16 protein-coding genes are annotated in these 19,715 nt (G+C 54.5%); 13 read left to right on the forward strand and 3 right to left on the reverse strand.

The window, feature by feature from the left end:
- Position 1 precedes the first annotated feature (1 nt).
- From R3I13_RS23565 to R3I13_RS23605, 9 genes are all read left to right on the forward strand, one after another.
- Positions 2–1,147 carry a glycosyltransferase gene (locus R3I13_RS23565; protein ID WP_346320440.1) on the forward strand — a complete coding sequence of 382 codons (1,146 nt, stop codon included), beginning with the start codon at positions 2–4 and terminating at the stop codon, positions 1,145–1,147.
- Entirely contained in the window at positions 1,144–2,043 is a 900-nt protein-coding gene (locus R3I13_RS23570; protein ID WP_346320441.1) for a glycosyltransferase family 2 protein, read from the forward strand. The genes R3I13_RS23565 and R3I13_RS23570 overlap by 4 nt, the downstream gene beginning before the upstream one ends.
- Positions 2,043–2,603 carry a WcaF family extracellular polysaccharide biosynthesis acetyltransferase gene (locus R3I13_RS23575; protein ID WP_346320442.1) on the forward strand — a complete coding sequence of 187 codons (561 nt, stop codon included), beginning with the start codon at positions 2,043–2,045 and terminating at the stop codon, positions 2,601–2,603. The genes R3I13_RS23570 and R3I13_RS23575 overlap by 1 nt, the downstream gene beginning before the upstream one ends.
- Complete coding sequence (locus R3I13_RS23580; RefSeq protein ID WP_346320443.1) at positions 2,596–3,846, forward strand: WcaI family glycosyltransferase; 1,251 nt, start codon at positions 2,596–2,598, stop codon at positions 3,844–3,846. Before R3I13_RS23575 ends, R3I13_RS23580 begins: the two co-directional genes overlap by 8 nt.
- Complete coding sequence (locus R3I13_RS23585) at positions 3,840–5,225, forward strand: undecaprenyl-phosphate glucose phosphotransferase (RefSeq protein WP_346320444.1); 1,386 nt, start codon at positions 3,840–3,842, stop codon at positions 5,223–5,225. The genes R3I13_RS23580 and R3I13_RS23585 overlap by 7 nt, the downstream gene beginning before the upstream one ends.
- Positions 5,215–5,916, forward strand: coding sequence for a CpsB/CapC family capsule biosynthesis tyrosine phosphatase (locus tag R3I13_RS23590; RefSeq protein ID WP_346320445.1), 702 nt, complete (start codon positions 5,215–5,217; stop codon positions 5,914–5,916). The genes R3I13_RS23585 and R3I13_RS23590 overlap by 11 nt, the downstream gene beginning before the upstream one ends.
- 196 nt (positions 5,917–6,112) lie before the next feature.
- Positions 6,113–6,721 (forward strand): hypothetical protein, encoded by a 609-nt coding sequence (locus R3I13_RS23595; protein WP_346320446.1) that lies wholly within the window; start codon positions 6,113–6,115, stop codon positions 6,719–6,721.
- Between the two features lie 21 nt (positions 6,722–6,742).
- Entirely contained in the window at positions 6,743–7,573 is an 831-nt protein-coding gene (locus R3I13_RS23600; RefSeq protein WP_346320447.1) for an MBL fold metallo-hydrolase, read from the forward strand.
- A 173-nt stretch (positions 7,574–7,746) separates the two neighbouring features.
- The gene (locus R3I13_RS23605) at positions 7,747–8,253 is read left to right on the forward strand and encodes a GNAT family N-acetyltransferase (RefSeq protein WP_346320448.1); all 507 of its coding nucleotides are present in this window, start codon (positions 7,747–7,749) and stop codon (positions 8,251–8,253) included.
- Positions 8,254–8,260: 7 nt separating this feature from the next.
- Here R3I13_RS23605 and R3I13_RS23610 read toward each other — a convergent pair whose 3' ends face one another.
- Positions 8,261–10,378, reverse strand: a complete 2,118-nt coding sequence (locus R3I13_RS23610; RefSeq protein ID WP_346320449.1) for a DNA topoisomerase 3 — start codon at positions 10,376–10,378, stop codon at positions 8,261–8,263.
- A gap of 49 nt (positions 10,379–10,427) precedes the next feature.
- Complete coding sequence (locus tag R3I13_RS23615) at positions 10,428–11,141, reverse strand: EcsC family protein (RefSeq protein WP_346320450.1); 714 nt, start codon at positions 11,139–11,141, stop codon at positions 10,428–10,430.
- A gap of 160 nt (positions 11,142–11,301) precedes the next feature.
- On the opposite strand from R3I13_RS23615, the gene R3I13_RS23620 reads away from it, so the two are divergent.
- Positions 11,302–11,808, forward strand: a complete 507-nt coding sequence (locus R3I13_RS23620; protein WP_346320451.1) for a murein L,D-transpeptidase catalytic domain-containing protein — start codon at positions 11,302–11,304, stop codon at positions 11,806–11,808.
- Between the two features lie 10 nt (positions 11,809–11,818).
- Here R3I13_RS23620 and R3I13_RS23625 read toward each other — a convergent pair whose 3' ends face one another.
- Positions 11,819–12,871 carry a LacI family DNA-binding transcriptional regulator gene (locus tag R3I13_RS23625; RefSeq protein WP_346320452.1) on the reverse strand — a complete coding sequence of 351 codons (1,053 nt, stop codon included), beginning with the start codon at positions 12,869–12,871 and terminating at the stop codon, positions 11,819–11,821.
- A 253-nt stretch (positions 12,872–13,124) separates the two neighbouring features.
- On the opposite strand from R3I13_RS23625, the gene R3I13_RS23630 reads away from it, so the two are divergent.
- The 3 genes from R3I13_RS23630 (at position 13,125) to R3I13_RS23640 (ending at position 19,584) form a co-directional block, all read left to right on the forward strand.
- Positions 13,125–16,283 (forward strand): TonB-dependent receptor, encoded by a 3,159-nt coding sequence (locus R3I13_RS23630; protein WP_346320453.1) that lies wholly within the window; start codon positions 13,125–13,127, stop codon positions 16,281–16,283.
- Between the two features lie 22 nt (positions 16,284–16,305).
- A complete protein-coding gene (locus R3I13_RS23635; RefSeq protein ID WP_346320454.1) occupies positions 16,306–18,123 on the forward strand; it encodes a RagB/SusD family nutrient uptake outer membrane protein in 1,818 nt (605 codons plus the stop codon).
- A 90-nt stretch (positions 18,124–18,213) separates the two neighbouring features.
- Positions 18,214–19,584 (forward strand): Gfo/Idh/MocA family oxidoreductase, encoded by a 1,371-nt coding sequence (locus R3I13_RS23640; RefSeq protein ID WP_346320455.1) that lies wholly within the window; start codon positions 18,214–18,216, stop codon positions 19,582–19,584.
- Positions 19,585–19,715 lie beyond the last annotated feature (131 nt).

Here is a 19,715-nt window from a genome sequence, read left to right on the forward strand (position 1 = left end):
CATGAAAATTCTGTTTATCGTCCCTTCATACAAACCAGCCTATATCTACGGCGGCCCTATCATCAGCGTATCGAAGCTGGCGGAAGGGCTGGCCAACCTGGGGCACCGCGTGATGGTGTACACCACCACCGCCAACGGCGAACAAGAACTGGATGTACCCGTTAAAGAAACACAAGTGGTGAACGGCGTGGAAGTAAAATATTTCCCCCGCATCACCAAAGATCATACGCATGTATCACCCAGCCTGTGGAGTACCACCTGGGCCACCGCCAACGATTACGACGTCGTGCACATCCACAGCTGGTGGAACTTCCTGGTGATGGGCGCTTCGCTCATCTGCTCCATCAGGGGCATACGCCCGGTGCTGAGCCCGCGCGGCGTGCTGTGCGACTTCGTGTTCAACCACAAAAACAAACTTTCCAAAAAAATACTGCACAACATGCTCGGCAAGCACCTGCTGCGCCGCACTTACCTGCATACCACCTCCGACATGGAGCGCGACGACTGCCTGCGCATCAACAGCAAATGGGACAACGAGATCATCTACAACCTCGTGAGCCTGCCCGAGGGAAGCTACGAGCGGAAAGCCAACGAAGTTTTCACCATCAGCTTCTTCTCCCGCATCCATCCCAAAAAAGGGCTGGACATATTGCTGCTGGCGCTTTCCAAGGTAGATTTCCCCTTTGTACTGAAGATAGCCGGCGATGGCGATGCCGCTTACCTTGAAGAACTGCGCGCCCGCGTTACCCAACTGGGCCTGGAGGATAAAGTAGAATGGGCAGGCTGGAAGGACAAAGAAGAGAAATTCGCCTTCCTGGCCGGTTCCGACCTTTTTGCGCTCACCTCGCACAACGAAAATTTTGCGATGGTGGTGCTGGAAAGTCTTGCAGTGGGCACGCCCGTGCTGGTGAGTGAACATGTGGGCCTGGCGCCTTATGTGAAAAGGAACGACCTGGGCTGGGTAACCGGCATCAGCGATGTGGAAGAAGTGCGGAACAAGCTCATCACCGCCTACAACAGCCATGAAGACCGCGCGCGCATCAACGCGGCGGCCATCCTGAAAGTGCAGGAAGATTTCAACGAATCCAGGCTGGCATCCGATTATGTGAGCATGTACAAACACTCCGGCAAAAAGAAAGCGTCATGAAGATCACGGTGATCATATTAACCTTCAACGAACAAAAACATATCGGCCGCTGCCTGGAAAGCATGCGGCAGGTGAGCGACGACATCTGCATCATCGACGCAGGATCTACCGACGATACCGTGGCCATCGCCGAATCTTTCGGCGCCCGCATCTTCCGCAACAAATGGGTGAACTACGCCGTGCAGTTCCAGTGGGCGCTGGACAACTGCGGCATCCAGAACCCCTGGGTGATGCGCATGGATGCGGACGAATACCTGGAACCCGCATTGGTAAAGGAGATCAACGAAGCCAACATCCCGGGTAACATCACCGGCATCTACATCCGCCGGAAAGTGCTGTTCAAAGACAAATGGATCCGCTACGGCGGCTTCTACCCGCACACCCTGCTGCGCATCTGGCGCAACGGCGCGGGCAGCATAGAGCAGCGCTGGATGGACGAGCACATCGTGCTCTCCGGCGACGGCACCATGATGCTGAAAGAGCACATTGTGGACCACAACCTGAACTCCATCCACTGGTGGGTGAACAAACATAACAACTATGCCATCCGCGAAATGGTGGACCTGCTGAACATCAAATACCACTTCCTGGAAAACGACGGCAGGCTGCTGCAGAACGAAAGCTCGCAGGCCAAACGCAAACGTTACCTGAAAGAAAAAGTATACGCTTCCCTGTCGCCCGGCGCCAGGGCCAGCCTGTATTTCTTCTTCCGCTACTTCCTCCGCTTCGGCTTCCTGGACGGTTACAAAGGCTTCATCTTCCATTTCATGCAGGGTTACTGGTACCGCCTGCTGGTAGACGTGAACATGAAGGAATTTGAAGAGAAACTCCAGGGCGACACCCGGAAGGAAAAGCTCATAGAACTGTTAAGAACCGATTATAACATTGCCATCTGATGGAAATGACGACCGATCTGTCCGCATTCAACACCGGCGCTTACAAGGCCGGCCCGAAATGGAAAGTGCTCAGCTGGTATTTCGTGAATTATTATATCATGAACAGCGCCTTTCCCTGGCCCTACGGCTTCAAATCGCGCCTGCTGCGCCTTTTCGGCGCAAAGGTGGGAAAAGGGCTCGTGATCAAGACCAAAGTACGGATCAAGAATCCCTGGCGCCTCACCATCGGCGACCATTGCTGGATCGGCGAATCCGTGTGGATAGACAACCTGGAAGACGTGCACATCGGCAACCACGTGTGCGTATCGCAGGGCGCGCTGCTGCTTACCGGCAACCACGACTACACCCAGGCCGATTTCCCTTACCGCCTCGGCAAGATCAAACTGGACGACGGCGTGTGGATCGGCGCTGAATCCATCGTATGCCCGGGTGTTTCCTGCGGGTCGCATTCCATTTTAACCGTAAAATCAGTCGCCACCAAAAACCTGGAGCCCTGGCATATCTACGCCGGCAATCCTGCCGCTTTTGTGCGAAAAAGAACGATGAAAACAAATGCCTAAAAGAGTATTGCTGATCGGTGGGAACTTCTCCCCTGAGCCCACCGGGATCGGAAAATATAACGGGGAAATGATCAACTGGCTGGTGGAGAACGGCTATCAATGCACCGTGATCACCTCCTACCCTTACTACCCGCAGTGGGAAGTGCAAAAGCCGTACGACCGCCACAAACGCTGGTATACAAAAGAAGTGAGCCACGGCGGCAACCTGAAAGTGTACCGCTGCCCGCAATACGTGCCCGCGCAGCCTACCGGCAAAAAACGCATGCTGCTCGACCTGTCGTTTTCCATGTCTGCGTTCTTCAAATTATTGCAGCTCATCCCCGGCAAAAAACATGACCTGGTGATCACCGTAGCGCCGTCATTCCAGCTGGGGCTGCTGGCCGTGCTATACAAAAAGCTCCGCGGCGCGCAGTTCCTCTACCACATCCAGGACCTGCAGATAGAAGCCGCGCGCGACCTGCAGATGATCCGTTCGGATAAGCTCATCAACATGCTTTTTGGCGTGGAACGGTACATCCTCAAGCGGGCGGACGTGGTGAGCAGCATTTCCGACGGCATGATGCAGCGTATTGGCCAGAAAATACCCGGGCGTGTGCAATTTTTCCCCAACTGGGTAGATACTTCGCTGTTCTTCCCCGTAGACGATAAGGCCGCACTGAAGCAGGAATACGGTTTTCAGCCCACAGATAAAGTGATCCTCTATTCCGGCGCCATCGGCGAAAAGCAGGGGCTGGAAGCTATTTTGCATACAGCTAAGGCCATGCGCAACCGGCCGGACCTGAAGTTCGTGGTATGCGGCTCAGGGCCCTACAAATCCAAGCTGGAAGCCATGGCTGCGCAGCTGGAACTGTCCAATGTGATCTTCTATCCCATCCAGCCGTTCGAAAAATTCAACCGTTTCCTCAATATGGCCGATGTGCATTTAGTGATCCAGAAAGCCGGCGCGTCGGACCTCGTAATGCCTTCCAAACTCAGCACCATACTGGCCGTGGGCGGGCTTGCGCTCGTTACCGCCAACCCGGGCTCCGGGCTGCATGCGCTGGTAGACAAATACCAGATGGGCATCCTCGTGAACGCAGAAGACCAGCAGGCGCTGAACGAAGGCGTGGCGCTGGCCGTGAGCGGCGAAAGCGCCGGCATTACCGGCAACGCGCGCGCCTATGCCGCGGAGCACCTGGCCATTTCCGGCGTGATGGGCCGGTTCGAAGAAATTGTCGTTAACCGTAATCAGCAACTATGTTAAGCCGTTATCTTAAAATCAGTCTCATACAGATCATCGTGCTGGATTTCATCTGGCTCAACGCTATATTTTTCGTGGCCGGCTTCGGCCTGCGCCAGTACGACCTGCAGATACATACCGGGGCAGACGCTTTCCTGCTCGTATCCAACGTAGCCTGGGCCATCGGCCTGTACACCACCGGCATTTACGCGCTCACGCAGCAACTGAGCTACGAAAGGATGGCGCGGAAGACCGTGCAGGCCATCGTGTTCTACCTGCTCATGCTGCTGCTGTTCCTTTTCCTGTACGGCGAACTGTATTCCCGTTTCTTCGTCATCATGTATTGCATCCTCTTTTCCGTGATGGTGGTGCTGAACCGGCTGCTTTTTTTCTGGGTCACCAATTCCCTCCTCAAAAGCAAGGACGTGGAAAGGAAAATGGTGATACTGGGGTACAACGAAATGTCCAAAAAACTGGCGGACAACCTGGTGACCGAAAAAAGCAACCTGAAGTTTGAAGGATACTTTGAAGAATACAACAAGGTGAACGAGCTCTCCTACTACCCCGTGATTGGCGGGCTGAAGGAATGCGTGCCGTATGCGAAAGACAACAACATCCGGGAGATCTACTCCACGCTGTCGCCTGAAGAGAACCCCTACCTCTATACGCTGGCGTACGAGGCAGAACAGCATTTCATCCACTTCAGGTTCGTGCCTGACTTCAGGATGTTTGTGAACCGGCAGATCTACGTGGATTATTTCAATAACATTCCCGTGATCTCCCTGCGCTCCGAACCGCTGGACGACCTGGCCAACCAGATCCGCAAACGCTTGTTCGACCTGCTTTTCAGCGGACTGGTCACCATTTTCCTGCTCAGCTGGCTCATTCCATTGCTGGCCATCCTGATCAGGCTTGAATCCAAGGGGCCGGTATTTTTCGTGCAGCACCGCACCGGCCGCAACAATAAGACCTTCCGCTGCCTGAAGCTGCGCAGCATGTATGTGAACAAAGAGGCAAACGACAGGCAGGCCACCCGCAACGACCGCCGTTTTACGCGCGTCGGGCGGATCCTGCGCAAAACCAACCTGGACGAGATCCCGCAGTTCCTCAATGTGCTGGCCGGCGACATGTCTATCATCGGCCCCCGCCCACACATGCTGAAACATACCGAAGAATATTCCCGCATCATACAGCAGTACATGATCCGCCACTATCTGAAACCCGGCATCAGCGGCTGGGCGCAGGTAAACGGCTTCAGGGGTGAGATCACCGAAGAAAGTCAGCTGCGCAAACGCGTGGAGCACGATATCTGGTACATGGAGCACTGGTCTGTTTACCTGGACCTGCGCATCATTTTCTTAACGGTGGCCAACACCATAAAAGGAGAAAAAAATGCATTTTGATTTGAACCGGCAGGACATGCACTCCCACCTGTTGCCCGGGTTAGACGATGGCGCCAAGACCATGGACGATTCGCTTTCCCTGATACGGCAGCTAAACGGGCTGGGATATACGAAACTGATCACCACCCCGCACATCATGAGCGGCATCTGGCACAACGATGCAGACACCATTCTCCCCGCGCTGGACGCCCTGCGCGCCGAAGTGGAAAAAGCCGGCATCAGCGTGGAGCTGGATGCGGCGGCGGAATATCTCATGGACGATTATTTTGAATCGCTGCTGGAAGATAAAACGCCGCTGCTCACCATCAACGGGAAATATGTGCTGGTGGAGTTCCCGTTCGTGGCGCTGCCCGTCAATTACCGCTCCGTTTTCTTCAACCTGAAAATGGCCGGCTACGAGCCCATCCTGGCGCATCCGGAGCGATATATGTACCAGCATGGCGACATCGATTTTTATTACGACCTGCAGGAAGCGGGCGTGCTGCTGCAGGTAAATATCCTTTCCCTTCACGGCTATTACGGCACACGAGTGCAGAAAATGGCGCTGCAGCTGGTGAACGCGGGGCTGGTGCAATTCACCGGTACCGATGCCCACCACCAGCGGCACCTGGACGTGCTGAGCCGTCCATTGCCTGATGCTTCCGTTCTTACAAAATTGAGCGGCGGCGTCATAAAAAATGAACTCTTATAATTAAAAAATTTGTAATTTTAAAAAACACGTTAACCGTTCGTATATTAGCGGCTTTTTAAAACTGAATACATAAAACAAGGGTTGCATAATGATTTCTTCTACGGGAGCAAGTAAATTTCCTGAAAATAAGGGTCTTATCGAAGATGTATTCCATGAAATCAGGTCCATTCTTTCCGGTATTTTATCCAGCGTTGAATTGATTGAGCTATATGGATCAGGGCAGTTCAGCCTGGAAAAAAGCGGGGAAAAGATCAACCGGCAGGCCGCTGCGATCAAACTGCAGGTGATTGAACTGGAATTCCTGTTGCAGAATGTGCGCATCATCCAGCACATACTCAACAAGTCCCTCACTTCGAAAAGAGCGCCGACACAGATCGTGAAGCTGCTGAAGAACCAGGTGGAAGACGAGCGGTATGCCCCGCTGTTTGCCGGCTGGGTCCACTTCCGCACGGAAAGCGACCGTGAAGTGGCGTATGTGGATGAATTCCTGGTGAAACAACTGCTCCTCAACCTGCTTTTCCGCATGCACCGCAATGCGGACATGAAGGAAACTCCCCGGCTGGACATTACTTTCGGGCAGGACGCCGTGACCCTCAAAGGCGTGTACCTAGCCAACCCAAACGACCGCACCCTTTCCAGCTCCATCTCCAGCATCAGCAACGAGAGCCTCCAGGCTTTCCTGGACCAGCGCATCTGCAGCCTGATCGCCTACGTGGCCGAGCTGCATGAAGGAAAATTCGAGCTTACCGCCCTGCCGGAAGGCCGGATAGAAATGCTGGTATCCATCCCCTACGATGTGAATTAAAATCTGTTTCTTTGCAGGTACATGTCGTTGTTCATCACATCTTTAAATTCAGGCAGTAACGGGAACTGTTATTATATCGGGAACGCCGAAGAAGCGATCCTGGTAGACGCGGGCATTTCCTGCCGCGAAACCGAACGCCGCATGAAGCGCCTTGGCCTGAAGATGGACACTGTAAAAGCTATTTTCATCTCCCACGAACATACAGATCACATCAGCGGTGTGCCCATGCTGGCCAAAAAATACCGCCTTCCCGTTTATATTACCGAGCAAACCCTTCACCACAGCCGCATGCAGCTTGAAGGCATCGTATTTAAACCGCAGGAACCCGTTACCATCGGGCAATTGCAGGTAACCGCGTTCGTCAAATACCACGATGCCAGCGACCCGCACAGTTTCCTCGTAAGCGGCAACGGCGTCACCATCGGGGTGTTCACAGACATCGGCCGGTGCTGCGACCAACTGGTGCATCATTTCCGGCAATGCCATGCGGCTTTCCTGGAAGCGAATTATGATACGGATATGCTGGAGAAAGGGCGTTACCCCATTTTCCTGAAAAACCGCATCCGTGGCGGCCACGGGCATCTTTCCAACCAACAGGCGCTGGAGCTGTTCAGGCAGCACAGGCCCGAAGGCATGCAGGTGCTGCTGCTTTCCCACCTTTCCCGCGACAACAACGATCCTGCGCTGGCGCTGGAAACATTCTCCCCGCACGCAGGCAACGTGGAAGTGGCCGTAGCGTCGCGCTACGCGGAATCGAAAGTATACCAGATATTTCCCGGGCAATTGATAGAACCGCCGAAACCCGCACCGCCGAAGAAAAAACCGGTGGTGGTGCAGACGGCGTTGTTTTGAAAATGATTTATAGACCAGCCCGTTATTGCGAGGAGCAACGGGAAATTCTGTGCGGCAGGAGGCGCGACGAAGCAATCTCAAGATACCGGGTGTATCAATCCAATGCAGGAGATTGCTTCGTCGCCCCTCCCGCTTCGGCTCTACTGCTCCTCGCAATGACGGAATTTTATTTTATGCATATCACAGCCCTCCGCAACGAGCCCGCCGTAGTATCAGCCCTGGCAGACCTTATCATCGAAACCGTCGCATGTGGCGGCTCGGTTAGTTTTATGCACCCGCTCCCGCGGGAAAAGGCCCTTGCATTCTGGGAAGCCTCCCTTGCCGCGGCAGACCGCGGGGAACGGGTGGTGCTCGGCGCATACGAGGATGGCGAACTAACCGGAACGGTTACACTCTTGCTGGATTGCCCCGATAATCAACCGCACCGCGCGGAAATAGCGAAGATGATGACGCGCGTGAAATACCGCGGCCAGGGCATTGCCCGCGCGCTGCTCACCGCGGCGGAAAGTATCGCCGCGGAACGCGGCAAAACGCTGCTGACGCTGGACACCGCGGAAGACGAAGGCGCGGCAGGATTGTATGAAAAAATGAATTACCGGAAAGCAGGCGTTATCCCTGATTTTGCGCTGAAGCCGCACGGCGGGCTTACCGGCACGGTGTTGTATTACAAAAGGATCTGAAGACCTCTCAGCCTTTCTCCACCGTCACCGCAAAAGTTCCGTCCAGCACCAGCTTCCCTTCCACTTCCCCGTTTTCCAGCTTAAGGCCTTTGATCTTACCGGTTTTCCCTTTGACAAGCAGGTCTGCCAGCTGTTTGTCGCTGAGTTTTTTGCCGAATATTTCGAAAGGAATTTTAAACCCGCAGGCAGAGAAATTGCTGCAGCCGTAAGCTGTGTTCCCTTTCTTTACCGGGTGGGCCTTGCATTTGGGGCATTGCAGGCTGTCCAGCTCCACCGGTTTCTTCGGCGCCCTGGGTTTCGGCTCCTCTTCTTTTACCGGCGGCGCTTCCGGCGCGATGGTAATGGCTTTGCCGGTGTTGCTCTTCACTTCCTGCGTGAGGTCTACCACCATCTGTATAAGCTCCTGCTTGAAGGTTTCCATGGCATACTCCCCTTTTTCGATCAGGCGCAGCTTGCGTTCCCAGTTACCCGTCAGTTCAGGGCTTTTCAGCAGTTCGTTCTGGATGGTGTCTATCAGGTCGATGCCGGTTTGCGTGGCGAAAATGTTCTTCTTTTTCTTCTCGATATATTTTCTGCGGAACAAGGTTTCAATAATGTTTGCCCGGGTAGAGGGGCGGCCAATGCCATTGTCTTTCAGCAGCTCGCGCATTTCCTCGTCTTCCACCTGCTTGCCGGCGGTTTCCATGGCGCGCAGCAAAGTGGCTTCCGTATAGGGTTTGGGCGGGGTGGTCTTTCCTTTGTGAATACGCGGTTCATGCGGGCCGCTTTCCCCCACCTCAAATACCGGTAAAATCTTTTCGCCTTCTTCCGGTTCCTCTCCTTCCTTTTGCACGGGCGCGTCGTTGGCATACACTTCTTTCCAGCCGGGCTCCAGCACCTGCTTGCCCGTTGCCTTGAACTCCACCTGGCCTACCTTGCCCAGCACGGTCGTGTTGGATATCTTACATTCCGGGTAGAACGCGGCAATGAAGCGGCGCGCCACCAGGTCGTAAATGCGTTTTTCGTCCAGGTGCAGGTTTTCCGGGTACATGCCGGTGGGAATGATGGCGTGGTGATCCGTTACCTTCTTGTCGTCGAACACAGACTTGAGCTTGGGGATGGGCTTTTGCAGGATAGGTGCAATGAGGCCGGCGTAAGGCGTCATGTCTTTGAGGATGCCTTCTATCCTGGGATGCAGGTCTTCAGAGAGGTACGTGGTATCTACGCGCGGGTAGGTAACGAGTTTTTTCTCGTAGAGGTTCTGGATATGTTTCAGCGTATCGTCTGCCGAGTAGCCGTATTTTTTATTGGCTTCCACCTGCAGGGCGGTGAGGTCGAACAGGCGGGGATTGCCTTCCTTGCCTTCTTTCCGTTCGAAAGAAGTGATCTCGAAAGGATGTTCCTTCAGGTAAGCCAATCCTTTCTCCGCACGCTCCGGTTGCACGATGCGGTCGATCGTAGCAGTGAACTCCACTTTTTTGTAAATGGTTTTCAGCTCCCAGTATTCGGCGGATACAAACGCGTTGATCTCTTTCTGCCGCGCCACGATCATGGCCAGCGTGGGCGTTTGCACCCGGCCGATGGACAGCACGGCTTTCCCCTGCGCGAATTTTTTGGTGAACAGCCGGGTGGCATTCATGCCGAGCAGCCAGTCGCCGATGGCACGGGCGCTGCCGGCGGCATAGAGATTGTCGTATTGACTGCTTTCGCGCAGCTGGCTGAACCCGGTGCGGATCGCTTCTTCGGTGAGCGACGATATCCAAAGCCTTTTAACGGGGGCTGCACATTTGGCTTTGAGCAGCACCCAGCGCTGGATCAGCTCGCCTTCCTGCCCGGCGTCGCCGCAGTTGATCACTTCTTCCGACTGGTTCACCAGTTCTTCGATCACTTTGAACTGCTTCTGCACGCCCGCATTCTCGATCAGCTTGATGCCAAAGTGAGGCGGGATCATGGGCAGGTCTTCCAGCCGCCAGTATTTCCAGTATTCATAATAGTCGTGCGGCTCCTTGAGGGTACAGAAATGCCCGAACGTCCACGTCACCTGGAAGCCGTTGCCTTCATAATAACCGTCTTTCCTTTGTTTGGCGCCCAGCACTTCTGCAATATCCCTGGCTACGCTGGGCTTTTCCGCAATACAAACTTTCATACCTGCGCCAAAGTTCGGGCATATCAGGGAATTAATAAAACGGTGAGGTTTATTTAAGTAGCCGCATGCGGTAGGCATTCATCGCCGTTACGCCCAGCTTTTCCACCAGCCGGTAATTCACCACCACGCCCACGGCGGCGCCCACCACGGGCAGCAGCTGGCCGAGCTTGGCCAGGTCTATATGGTCACGGTATTCCTGCTGGAAGCTGAGCCAGTCGAAAGCGTTGATGTCTTCCGGCATTTCTTTGCTTTTGCGGTCCCAGTCCCGGATCTGCTCAAACACTTTCCGCCGGTGCTGCTGGCTGCTAAATGCCAGCTGGAAGATGTTGAGGATGTATACCCTTTCCCTGTAGTCATTCACATCGAAACCGTAAAAGGCGGCGATGTCGAAAAGCAGCTTGAGCTTCATACTTAGCAGGATGGGAAAATCGGCCAGGCCCAGCAGCAGGCCGCCCGCGCCGGTAACGCCGCCTTCTGCCGCGGCTGTTTTTTTATATACGTCCACCCGCCTGCGCACGGCGTCTTCCAGTTCAAAGAACGAAGCAAAACCCGGCGTTTTCGGCGCCGTATAGGCGGAACCGTATAATACGCCCCTTACCATTTGTTTGATGGTTACGGTGATGGCGGCGTGCACTTTCTCCGGGATCAGGCGGTTGATGCGGGTTTGCACATTTTTGGAGAGCCGGTCTGTAAAAGACGGCGCCTTTTGCATCTTCATCTGCCAGACTTCCATCTCAGCCCTTGCCTGCGCTTCGTATAACATGCCTGTATTTTTTTGTGGAAAGAAAAGTATTTTGCATCATCAAGCTATGCCATTCCGGAATTACTTCATCCCTGTATTGCTCCTTTTCCTCTTCGCCTGTAAAGAAAAAAAACCGGCGCGGGTGCTCCCTTCTATTCCTGCCGAGGTAAAGCCGCCCTCCATGAGCATGCAAAAACTCAGCCGCAAAGTGAAAGAGCTGCGCGAATACGCCCGCCGCAACGGCTACAGCACGCGGTACGCCTGTTTTATAGACTTCGGGGTGTTTTCCGGCAATAAACGTTTCGTATTTTTTGATCTTGAAAAGAACAAGCCCCTGAGCGAAGCGCTCGTTTGCCATGGCCAGGGGCCCGATTACCGGATGGAAACCGTGCCTTTCTCCAACGAGCCCGGCAGCTTATGTTCCTCTCCCGGCAAATACCGCATTGGCGGGAAATACGGCGGCCGTTTCGGAACGGCGTATAAGCTGCATGGGCTGGACGCCAGCAATTCCCGCGCCTTTGAGAGGTTTGTGGTGCTGCACGGGCACCCCTGCGTACCGATGGTGGAAACCCGCGAAGGCATTTGCCGCAGCGACGGCTGCCCCACGCTGAACCCGCGGTATTTTGCCACTATCCAGCCTTACCTGGACCGGTCCGGCAAGCCTGTGCTGCTTTGGATCTACCGCTGAAAAAATCCCTTCACTTCGCATCCTCTTCTACATCATCATGCACCACCAACCTGCAAGGCAGCTGGCTGCTGCGGTACACCATTTCCCCGCCGTCATCTTCCTCCGCGATGCGCTCAAATAAAATACGCGCCGCTTCTTCTCCCATTTCAAAGGAACTTTCTTCGATGGAAGCCAGTGGCTTGTGATCGAGGTGATGGAGGATGGGCAGGTTGCCGAAGCCGGTGAACTGTACTTTGTCTACCAGTGCGGGATGATTTTTTTTCAGGTAATCTATCGCGTCGAGCGTAATGTAGTTTTTGAAAGTGACAATAGCCGTTGGCGGTTCCGGCAGCTGCATGAGGCGTTTCATGGCGCTGAAAGTGCCGGCGCGCGTGAGATCCACGCTTTCCACCAGCTCTTCCCTGAAGGGGATGCCGTGGTTGGCCAGCGCCTGCTTATATCCTTCAAAGCGCGCCTGGCTGGTGCGCATGCCCGCCGGGCCCATAAGGTGTGCAATATGACGGTGACCTTTGCCTATGAGGAATTCCGTGGCCATCATCCCGCCGTCGTGGTTGTTGGAAGAAACATAATCGAACTGGCCCGATTTAGGCTCCCGCCCCACGCATACCACGGGAATGCCGATAGACAGCAATTTCTGGAACGGCGCCATGTCTGCCCGGTTCTTCGTGATGGAAACGATCACCCCGTCTACCCGGTTGCGGATCATCACATCCACGATCTTCTCTTCCTTCTGCTCATCTTCGTGCGATTGCGTGAGGATCACGTTGTAACCATGCTTCCCGGCGGTTTCTTCCACGCCGTTTGCCGCCACTGCATAATATTGGTCCAGTATATCGGGAATGATCAGCCCCAGCGTGAATGATTTCGCGAGCTTAAAATGCCGCGCGGCTTCATTGGGAATATAGTTCAGCTGTTTGGCCAGCGCCTTTACCCGTTCGCTGGTGTAAATACTGATGGATGCATCATTATTCAACGCCTTCGAAACGGTGGAAACTGACATATTCAGCTTTTTGGCAATATCTTTTATGGTGACCCCTCTTTTCATGCAACCTGCATTATGCATAGCATGATACGAAATCTATTTCAAACGTTGTAACTCTATTTTTTCCATGATCGCCGGGATTAAATCGATTGCAATTACTAAATTGGTGAAAATTCCACTTTGAAGAGAAGAAATCTAATCGACAATCCTCGTAACAGCTAACACAATTATTTCACGTTAAAAACTGGCATCCGACCCGCGTTCAATCAAATTTCCAAAGATTCCACACACTCACATATCGATTCCAATTTCTAAATCCACAAACTGATCCAAAATGACAATTAGTATCAGGAGCAAGCTTGTATTGCTATCCTCGGGCTGTTGTGCGCTTACCTTTATGCTGCTGATGGCCGGTGATCCCGCCTTTGCCAGGTATCATGATGCCAGCCGCCTTCTCCACACCAGGTTCGTAAAAACGGTGAAAGGAACCGTGAAAGACCAGACGGGCCGCGCTTTGCCGGGCGTAACCGTGGTAGTGGAAGGCACCACCAAAGGAACTTCCTCAGATGAGAACGGGAATTTTGAACTGAAAGACGTGCCGGACAACGGCGTACTGGTATTTTCCTTCATCGGTTACCAGACCCTCAAAGTGCCCGTGGCATCCACGGCTTCGTGGAATATCATCCTGAAAGACAATGCTACCGAGCTGGACCAGCTGGTGGTGGTAGGTTACGGCACGCGTAAAAAAGCCGATGTAACCGGCGCCGTAGCCCAGGTGAAAGTAACGCAACTGGAGAATGAAAACCCTTCCAGCGTGCAGGATGCGCTCCGCGGCAATGTTCCCGGTCTTACCGTTACCTCTTCCAACTCCGCCAAAGGCGGCGGCGACCTCGTGGTGCGCGGCCGTTCGTCCGTTAGCGCAGGCTATTCCCCGCTGCTCGTGCTCGATGGCGTTATTTACCCGGGCGCGCTCAGCGACATCAATCCCAACGACATACAGACCATAGACGTATTAAAAGACGCCAGCGCCGCGGCGGTATACGGCGCCAAATCCGCCAAGGGCGTAGTGCTCATCACCACCAAACGCGGCAGCAAAGCCAAACCCACCGTAACGCTGAATTCCAACATCGGGCTTTCCACGCTGGCCATGGACCAGCCGCTGTACGACGGGCCGGGTTTCGTGAAATGGAGAACAGACGTGATGAAAAGCGTGAATGCCAACGCGCAGCCCTACCGCTTCGACGATCCGCGCACTTTGCCTTCCGATATCACCATCGAACAATGGAAAGCGTACGATAACTCACAGGGCGACCCGCTGGACATCTGGCTGAACCGCCTGAAGATACTGCCCGTGGAAGTGCGCAACTACAAAGCCGGCAAACAGACCAACTGGTACAACCAGATGTTCCAGGACGGCCTGCGCAACGACCATACCATCAGCGTGGGCGGCCGCGGCGACCGGGTGACGTATTACATTTCCGCCGGCTACACCAACAACGAAGGTTTTATTGTAGGCGATAAATTCTCCACCTTCCGCACCCGCATCAACCTCGAAGCGAAAGCCGCAGACTGGGCCACCGTAGGCCTGAACATGCAGTTCGCAGACCGCGACGAAAGCCAGGTGCCTGTGAACTGGGGGCAGATGGTGAACGCATCGCCCTGGGGCGAAAAATACAAGGACGATGGCGTGACCCTGCGCGACAGTCCCAACGACGACGTAGGCAACAACACCAATCCTTTCCTGGACAACGTATACCAGAACCGCCTGCAGAAATTCAACACCCTGTTCGGCTCTCTTTATTTAAAAGGCAACCTGGGCTATGGTTTCTCCTACCAGGTGAACTTCACGCCCAACTTCGAGTTTGCGCGTTACTTCAACGCCAACCTCGCGAAAGATTTCCGTTACACCGCCCGAGGCGGCTACGCAGTAAGGAGGCAGGAAAACATCTACAACTGGCAGTTGGACAATATCCTGAGCTGGGTGAAATCTTACGGCGACCACGACTTTGACGTCACCCTGCTGTTTAACGCCGAGAAATACCAGAACTGGCGCAACCAGATGGAAAATGAAGGCTTTGCCCCGAACGACAACCTTACCTGGCACAACATCGGCGCGGGCATCAAACCCGTGATCTCCAGCTTCGACTCCGTATCTACCGGCGATGCGATGATGGCCCGCCTCAACTACGGCTTCAAACAGAAGTACCTGCTCACCGCATCCATCCGCAGGGACGGTTATTCCGCCTTCGGTTCCTCCAACCCGCGCGCGAACTTCCCTGCGTTGGGTTTCGGCTGGGTGTTCTCGAAAGAGGAATTCGTGAACCTTCCCTGGCTCGACTTCGGTAAACTGCGTGTATCCTGGGGTGTGAACGGCAACCGCGAAATAGGCCGCTACCAGGCGCTGGGCGACCTGGCCACCGGCAAATATCAATACATTACGCCCAGCGGCCAGCTGGTGCTGGTATCGCAGCTCTACGGCAACCGCATGGCCAACCCCGACCTCAAATGGGAAAAAAGCACTTCCTATAACCTCGGCCTCGATTTCGGCGTGTTCAAGAACAGGCTCACCGGCTCCGTGGACGTGTACGACAAACGCACCAAAGACCTGCTCGTGCTCAAGACCATCTCCGACGTTACCGGGTACTTCAACGTAATGGACAACCTCGGCGAAGTGCAGAACAAAGGCTTTGAGTTCAGCCTGAACAGCGTGAACATTGACCGGAAAAATTTCAAGTGGAGAAGCAGCGTCAACTTCTCGCTGAACAGGAATAAAATATTAAGCCTTTACGGTCCTGTAGACATCAAAGACGCCAGCGGCAAAGTGATAGAACGCCGCGAGCTGGACGACCGCGCCAACCGCTGGTTCATCGGCCACGAGCTGGACGAGATCTGGGACATGCGCATCCTTGGCGTATGGCAAACGAACGAAGCCGCCGAAGCCGCCAAATTCGGCGTAAAGCCCGGCGACTTCAAACTCGAGGACAAGAACGGCGACGGCAAGTTCACCGACGACGACCGCCAATTCCTCGGTTACCGCTCACCCCGCTTCCAGTGGACATTCAGGAATGATTTCTCCTACAGGAACTTCGACCTTTCCTTCATGTTCTACTCCAACTGGGGCCAGCAGGCGTCTTACAACATGGCGAAGAACAACAGCGGGTTCATTGACCGGCAGAACTCCTACATTATGCCTTACTGGACGCCGGAGAACCCGATCAACGACGCAGCAAGGCTTTTCTCCAACAACGGCAGCCTCAGCTTCGACGTGTACCGCAAATCGTCGTTCATCCGCCTGAGCACCATTGCACTGGCGTACACCATTCCCCCTAAGCTGATCAACAGGTACGGCATCGAAAGTTTCAAGCTGTTTGCCAACGTGAGCAATGCCGGGATTTACCAGCCGCACTGGAACTTCTGGGATGCCGAATACGTGTACGGCAACAACAACCCGCCTGCGCGCAACTGGTCATTCGGCCTGAACGTAACGCTTTAACTGATCTTTAAAAAACCGAGTTATGCTATTCCGAACAAAACATATCACTTTCTTCACGATACTAAGCGCCGCGGTAATGGTTACCAGCAGCTGCGGCAAAGACTGGCTGAAGCCCGAACCGCTGTCGTTCTACGAACCGGACCTCACCTATGTGGACGCCGCAGCCATGCGCTCCGCGCTGGTGGCCTGCGCGCGCAATGCCAGGATAGAATATTACGGAGACAATCCGCCCATCCTCACCGAAATGCTTTTCTCCGAAGTAACGGTGGATGGCGTAACCGACAAATCCGGCCCGCCGCAGGACCTCAACCTGCTCATCACGCCCGACCTCGCGAACGAGAACAACGCAGACCGCGCGCGCATTTTCCATTACTGGAGCGAAGGCTATAAAGGCATCAAATACGCCAATACCGTGATCTCCAGGATAGACAACGCAAAGTATTCCAGTCCTGCCGAAAGGAACGCCATACTCGGCTCCGCCTACTTCCACCGCGCGATGCGCTACTACCGCCTCTGTATGCAGTTTGGCGACGTGCCGGCCGTGATGAAGGAACATACCGAACCTAAGAACGACTTCTTCAGCACCAAACGCGACGTGATCCTCGAATACATCAAAAAAGACCTGGATTCCGCCAAGGGTTGGGTGGGCGACAACGTGAACCGCGGTGAGGTGACCAAAGGCGCCATCCTGCACCTGCTCACCAAAGTGAATCTCGCGCTGGGCAGGTTCGACGATGCCATTGCGTCCGCAACCGCGTTGATCAACGGCGGGCAATACAGCCTGATGCGCCAGCCTTTCGGCTCCACCAAAAAGAATGTGATCTGGGACCTTCACCGCCCTGAGAACAAATCGCTCGGCGAAAATAAAGAAGGCCTGTTCATGATCATCGACCGCTTCGGCGACGGCGGCTACGACGGCGGCATGCGCATCATGCGGCAGGCCGTGCCGTTCTGGGGCTCCAACATCACAACGCCTTCCGGGAAAAAAGGAACCAACGACAACACCAACCCGGAATATATACAGAGCAACTTCTACGGCAGGGGCATCGGCCGGTGCAGGCCCACCAACTACAGCCAGTACGACATCTGGTCAGACACCAACGACCTGCGCCATAAAAAAGGTAACTGGATGAACATGGAAGACCTCGTGTACAACGATATGGGGCTTAAAAATTCCAGCGACGCCTGGTATATGAAGAACCTCCAGCTGCGCAACGCCACCGGCGGCCTGCTGTGCACCGATACCATCCGCTGCTGGTTCGGCTGGCCGCATTACAAGATCTTCATTCCTGATACGGAAAATTCTCCCATGCAGGGAGGGCATACCGATTGGTACGTATTCCGTCTTGCCGAAACCTACCTGCTGCGCGCGGAGGCTTATTACTGGAAAGACCAACTGGGCCTCGCGGCAAACGATATCAACGAAGTGAGAACGCGCGCCCAGGCGGCGCCCATTACCGCCGCAGAAGTAAATATCAGCACCATTCTCGACGAACGGGCACGCGAGCTGTTCTTTGAAGAGCCCCGCAAAACGGAGCTTACCCGCATCGCGCTGATCTTTGCCAGGACCGGCAAGGCTGCCTATAACGGCAAGACTTACCAGATGGATAACTTTTCAGACAACAACTTTTTCTATGACAGGATCAAAGAAAAAAATACATTCTACCGCGACGGCGTGGTGACCAATCACGGCGATAAATTCACCATCAGCCCGTACCATGTGTTCTGGCCGGTGCCGTCCAGGTCGCTGCAGGCCAATCCCAACGGCGTGATCAACCAGAACAAGGGTTACGTCGGGTTTGAGAAGAACATACCCGCATCAGACGAAATTGTTGATTAGCATATACGTTAGCAAAGCGGGCCGTCTCTTGTGGGACGGCCTTTTTTTTGTATTTTTAGCTGATCTGAAAACTTGCACAATTCCACGGTCATGACACAGTTCTCCATCAACCGCCGCCACTTCCTGAAAGGCGCTACCGCATCCCTGGTATTATCCGCGCTGGGCGCCAGCGCGCTGGACGTATTGCATCCTTCAAAACCTTTACGCGTGGCGCTCATCGGCACCGGCTGGTATGGCAAAAGCGACCTGTTCCGCCTTATACAGGTGGCCCCGGTGAATGTAGTGGCGCTCTGCGATGCAGACAACCAGTTGCTTACAGAAGCAGGAACGCTGGTGTCGCAAAGGCAGAAAAGCGGCGCCGTGCCGAAGCTGTACAGGGATTACCGCAAGCTGCTTTCTGAGAACGAACTGGACATCGTGCTGATCGGCACGCCCGACCACTGGCATGCCCTTCAATGCATAGACGCGCTGAAAGCCGGCGCGAACGTGTACGTGCAAAAACCCATCAGCGTAGACGTGCTGGAAGGCGAAGCCATGGTGGCCGCTGCGCGGAAGTACGGCAAAGTAGTGCAGGTGGGCACCCAGCGCAAAAGCACGCCGCACCTGATAGACGCGAAAAAAAATATCGTAGATGCGGGACTGCTGGGAAAGATCTCGCATGTTGAAATGTGCTGCTACTATCACATGCGCGCCAACGGCAACCCGCCGCTGCAAGCCGTTCCCGATTATTTCGATTATGAAATGTGGACCGGCCCAGCTCCCCTCCGCCCCTTTGACGGTATGCCGCATACCCGCTGGTGGCGCACCTTTTCCGAATACGGCAACGGCATCATCGGCGATATGTGCATCCATATGCTGGACACCGTGCGCTGGATGCTGCAACTGGGCTGGCCCAAACGCATCAGTTCCACCGGCGGCATCTACGTGCAGAAAGAAGGCAAATCGAACATCCCCGATACACAAACCGCCATATTCGAATACGACGGCCTCAACTGCGTATGGCAGCACCGCACCTGGGGCACGCCCGCCGATCCCAAATATCCCTGGGCGTTTACGCTGTATGGCGAAAAAGGCACGCTGAAAGCCAGCACCATGAGCTACGATTTCATCCCGCAGGACAAAAACGGCACGCCGGTGCATAAAGACGTGGTGTATGAAAAAGAAAAGTATCCTGAAGACGTAACAGAGAAAGCCATTGAGCTGAACGCAGCGCCCGCCACGCGCCTGCATATGGTCAATTTCCTGGAGGCTATTGCCAGCAAAGGCAGGCCGGTAGCGGACATTGAAGACGGACATATTTCCACGGCAAGCTGCATACTGGCGAACATTTCCATGAAAACCGGCAGGCCGGTAGTGTACGACCCGAAGCAGCGCATTATTTTAAATGACCGGGAAGCGACGGGCTTGTTGCAAAGGCCCTACCGTCAGCCGTGGAAGCATCCGGGAGCGGGGCTGGTATGATCTTTTTGAAATAAGCAGTATCAGGGGCTGGCACAAGTTAATTGCATGTTTATTGCGAGGAGCTGCGCCAAAGTGGGTGGGATGGCGAAACGCTAAAACCCCTTCATTGCGAGAAGCAGCCGAGCCAAAGC

The sequence above is a fragment of the Chitinophaga sp. YIM B06452 genome (genome assembly GCF_039655965.1).
Classification (GTDB): domain Bacteria; phylum Bacteroidota; class Bacteroidia; order Chitinophagales; family Chitinophagaceae; genus Chitinophaga.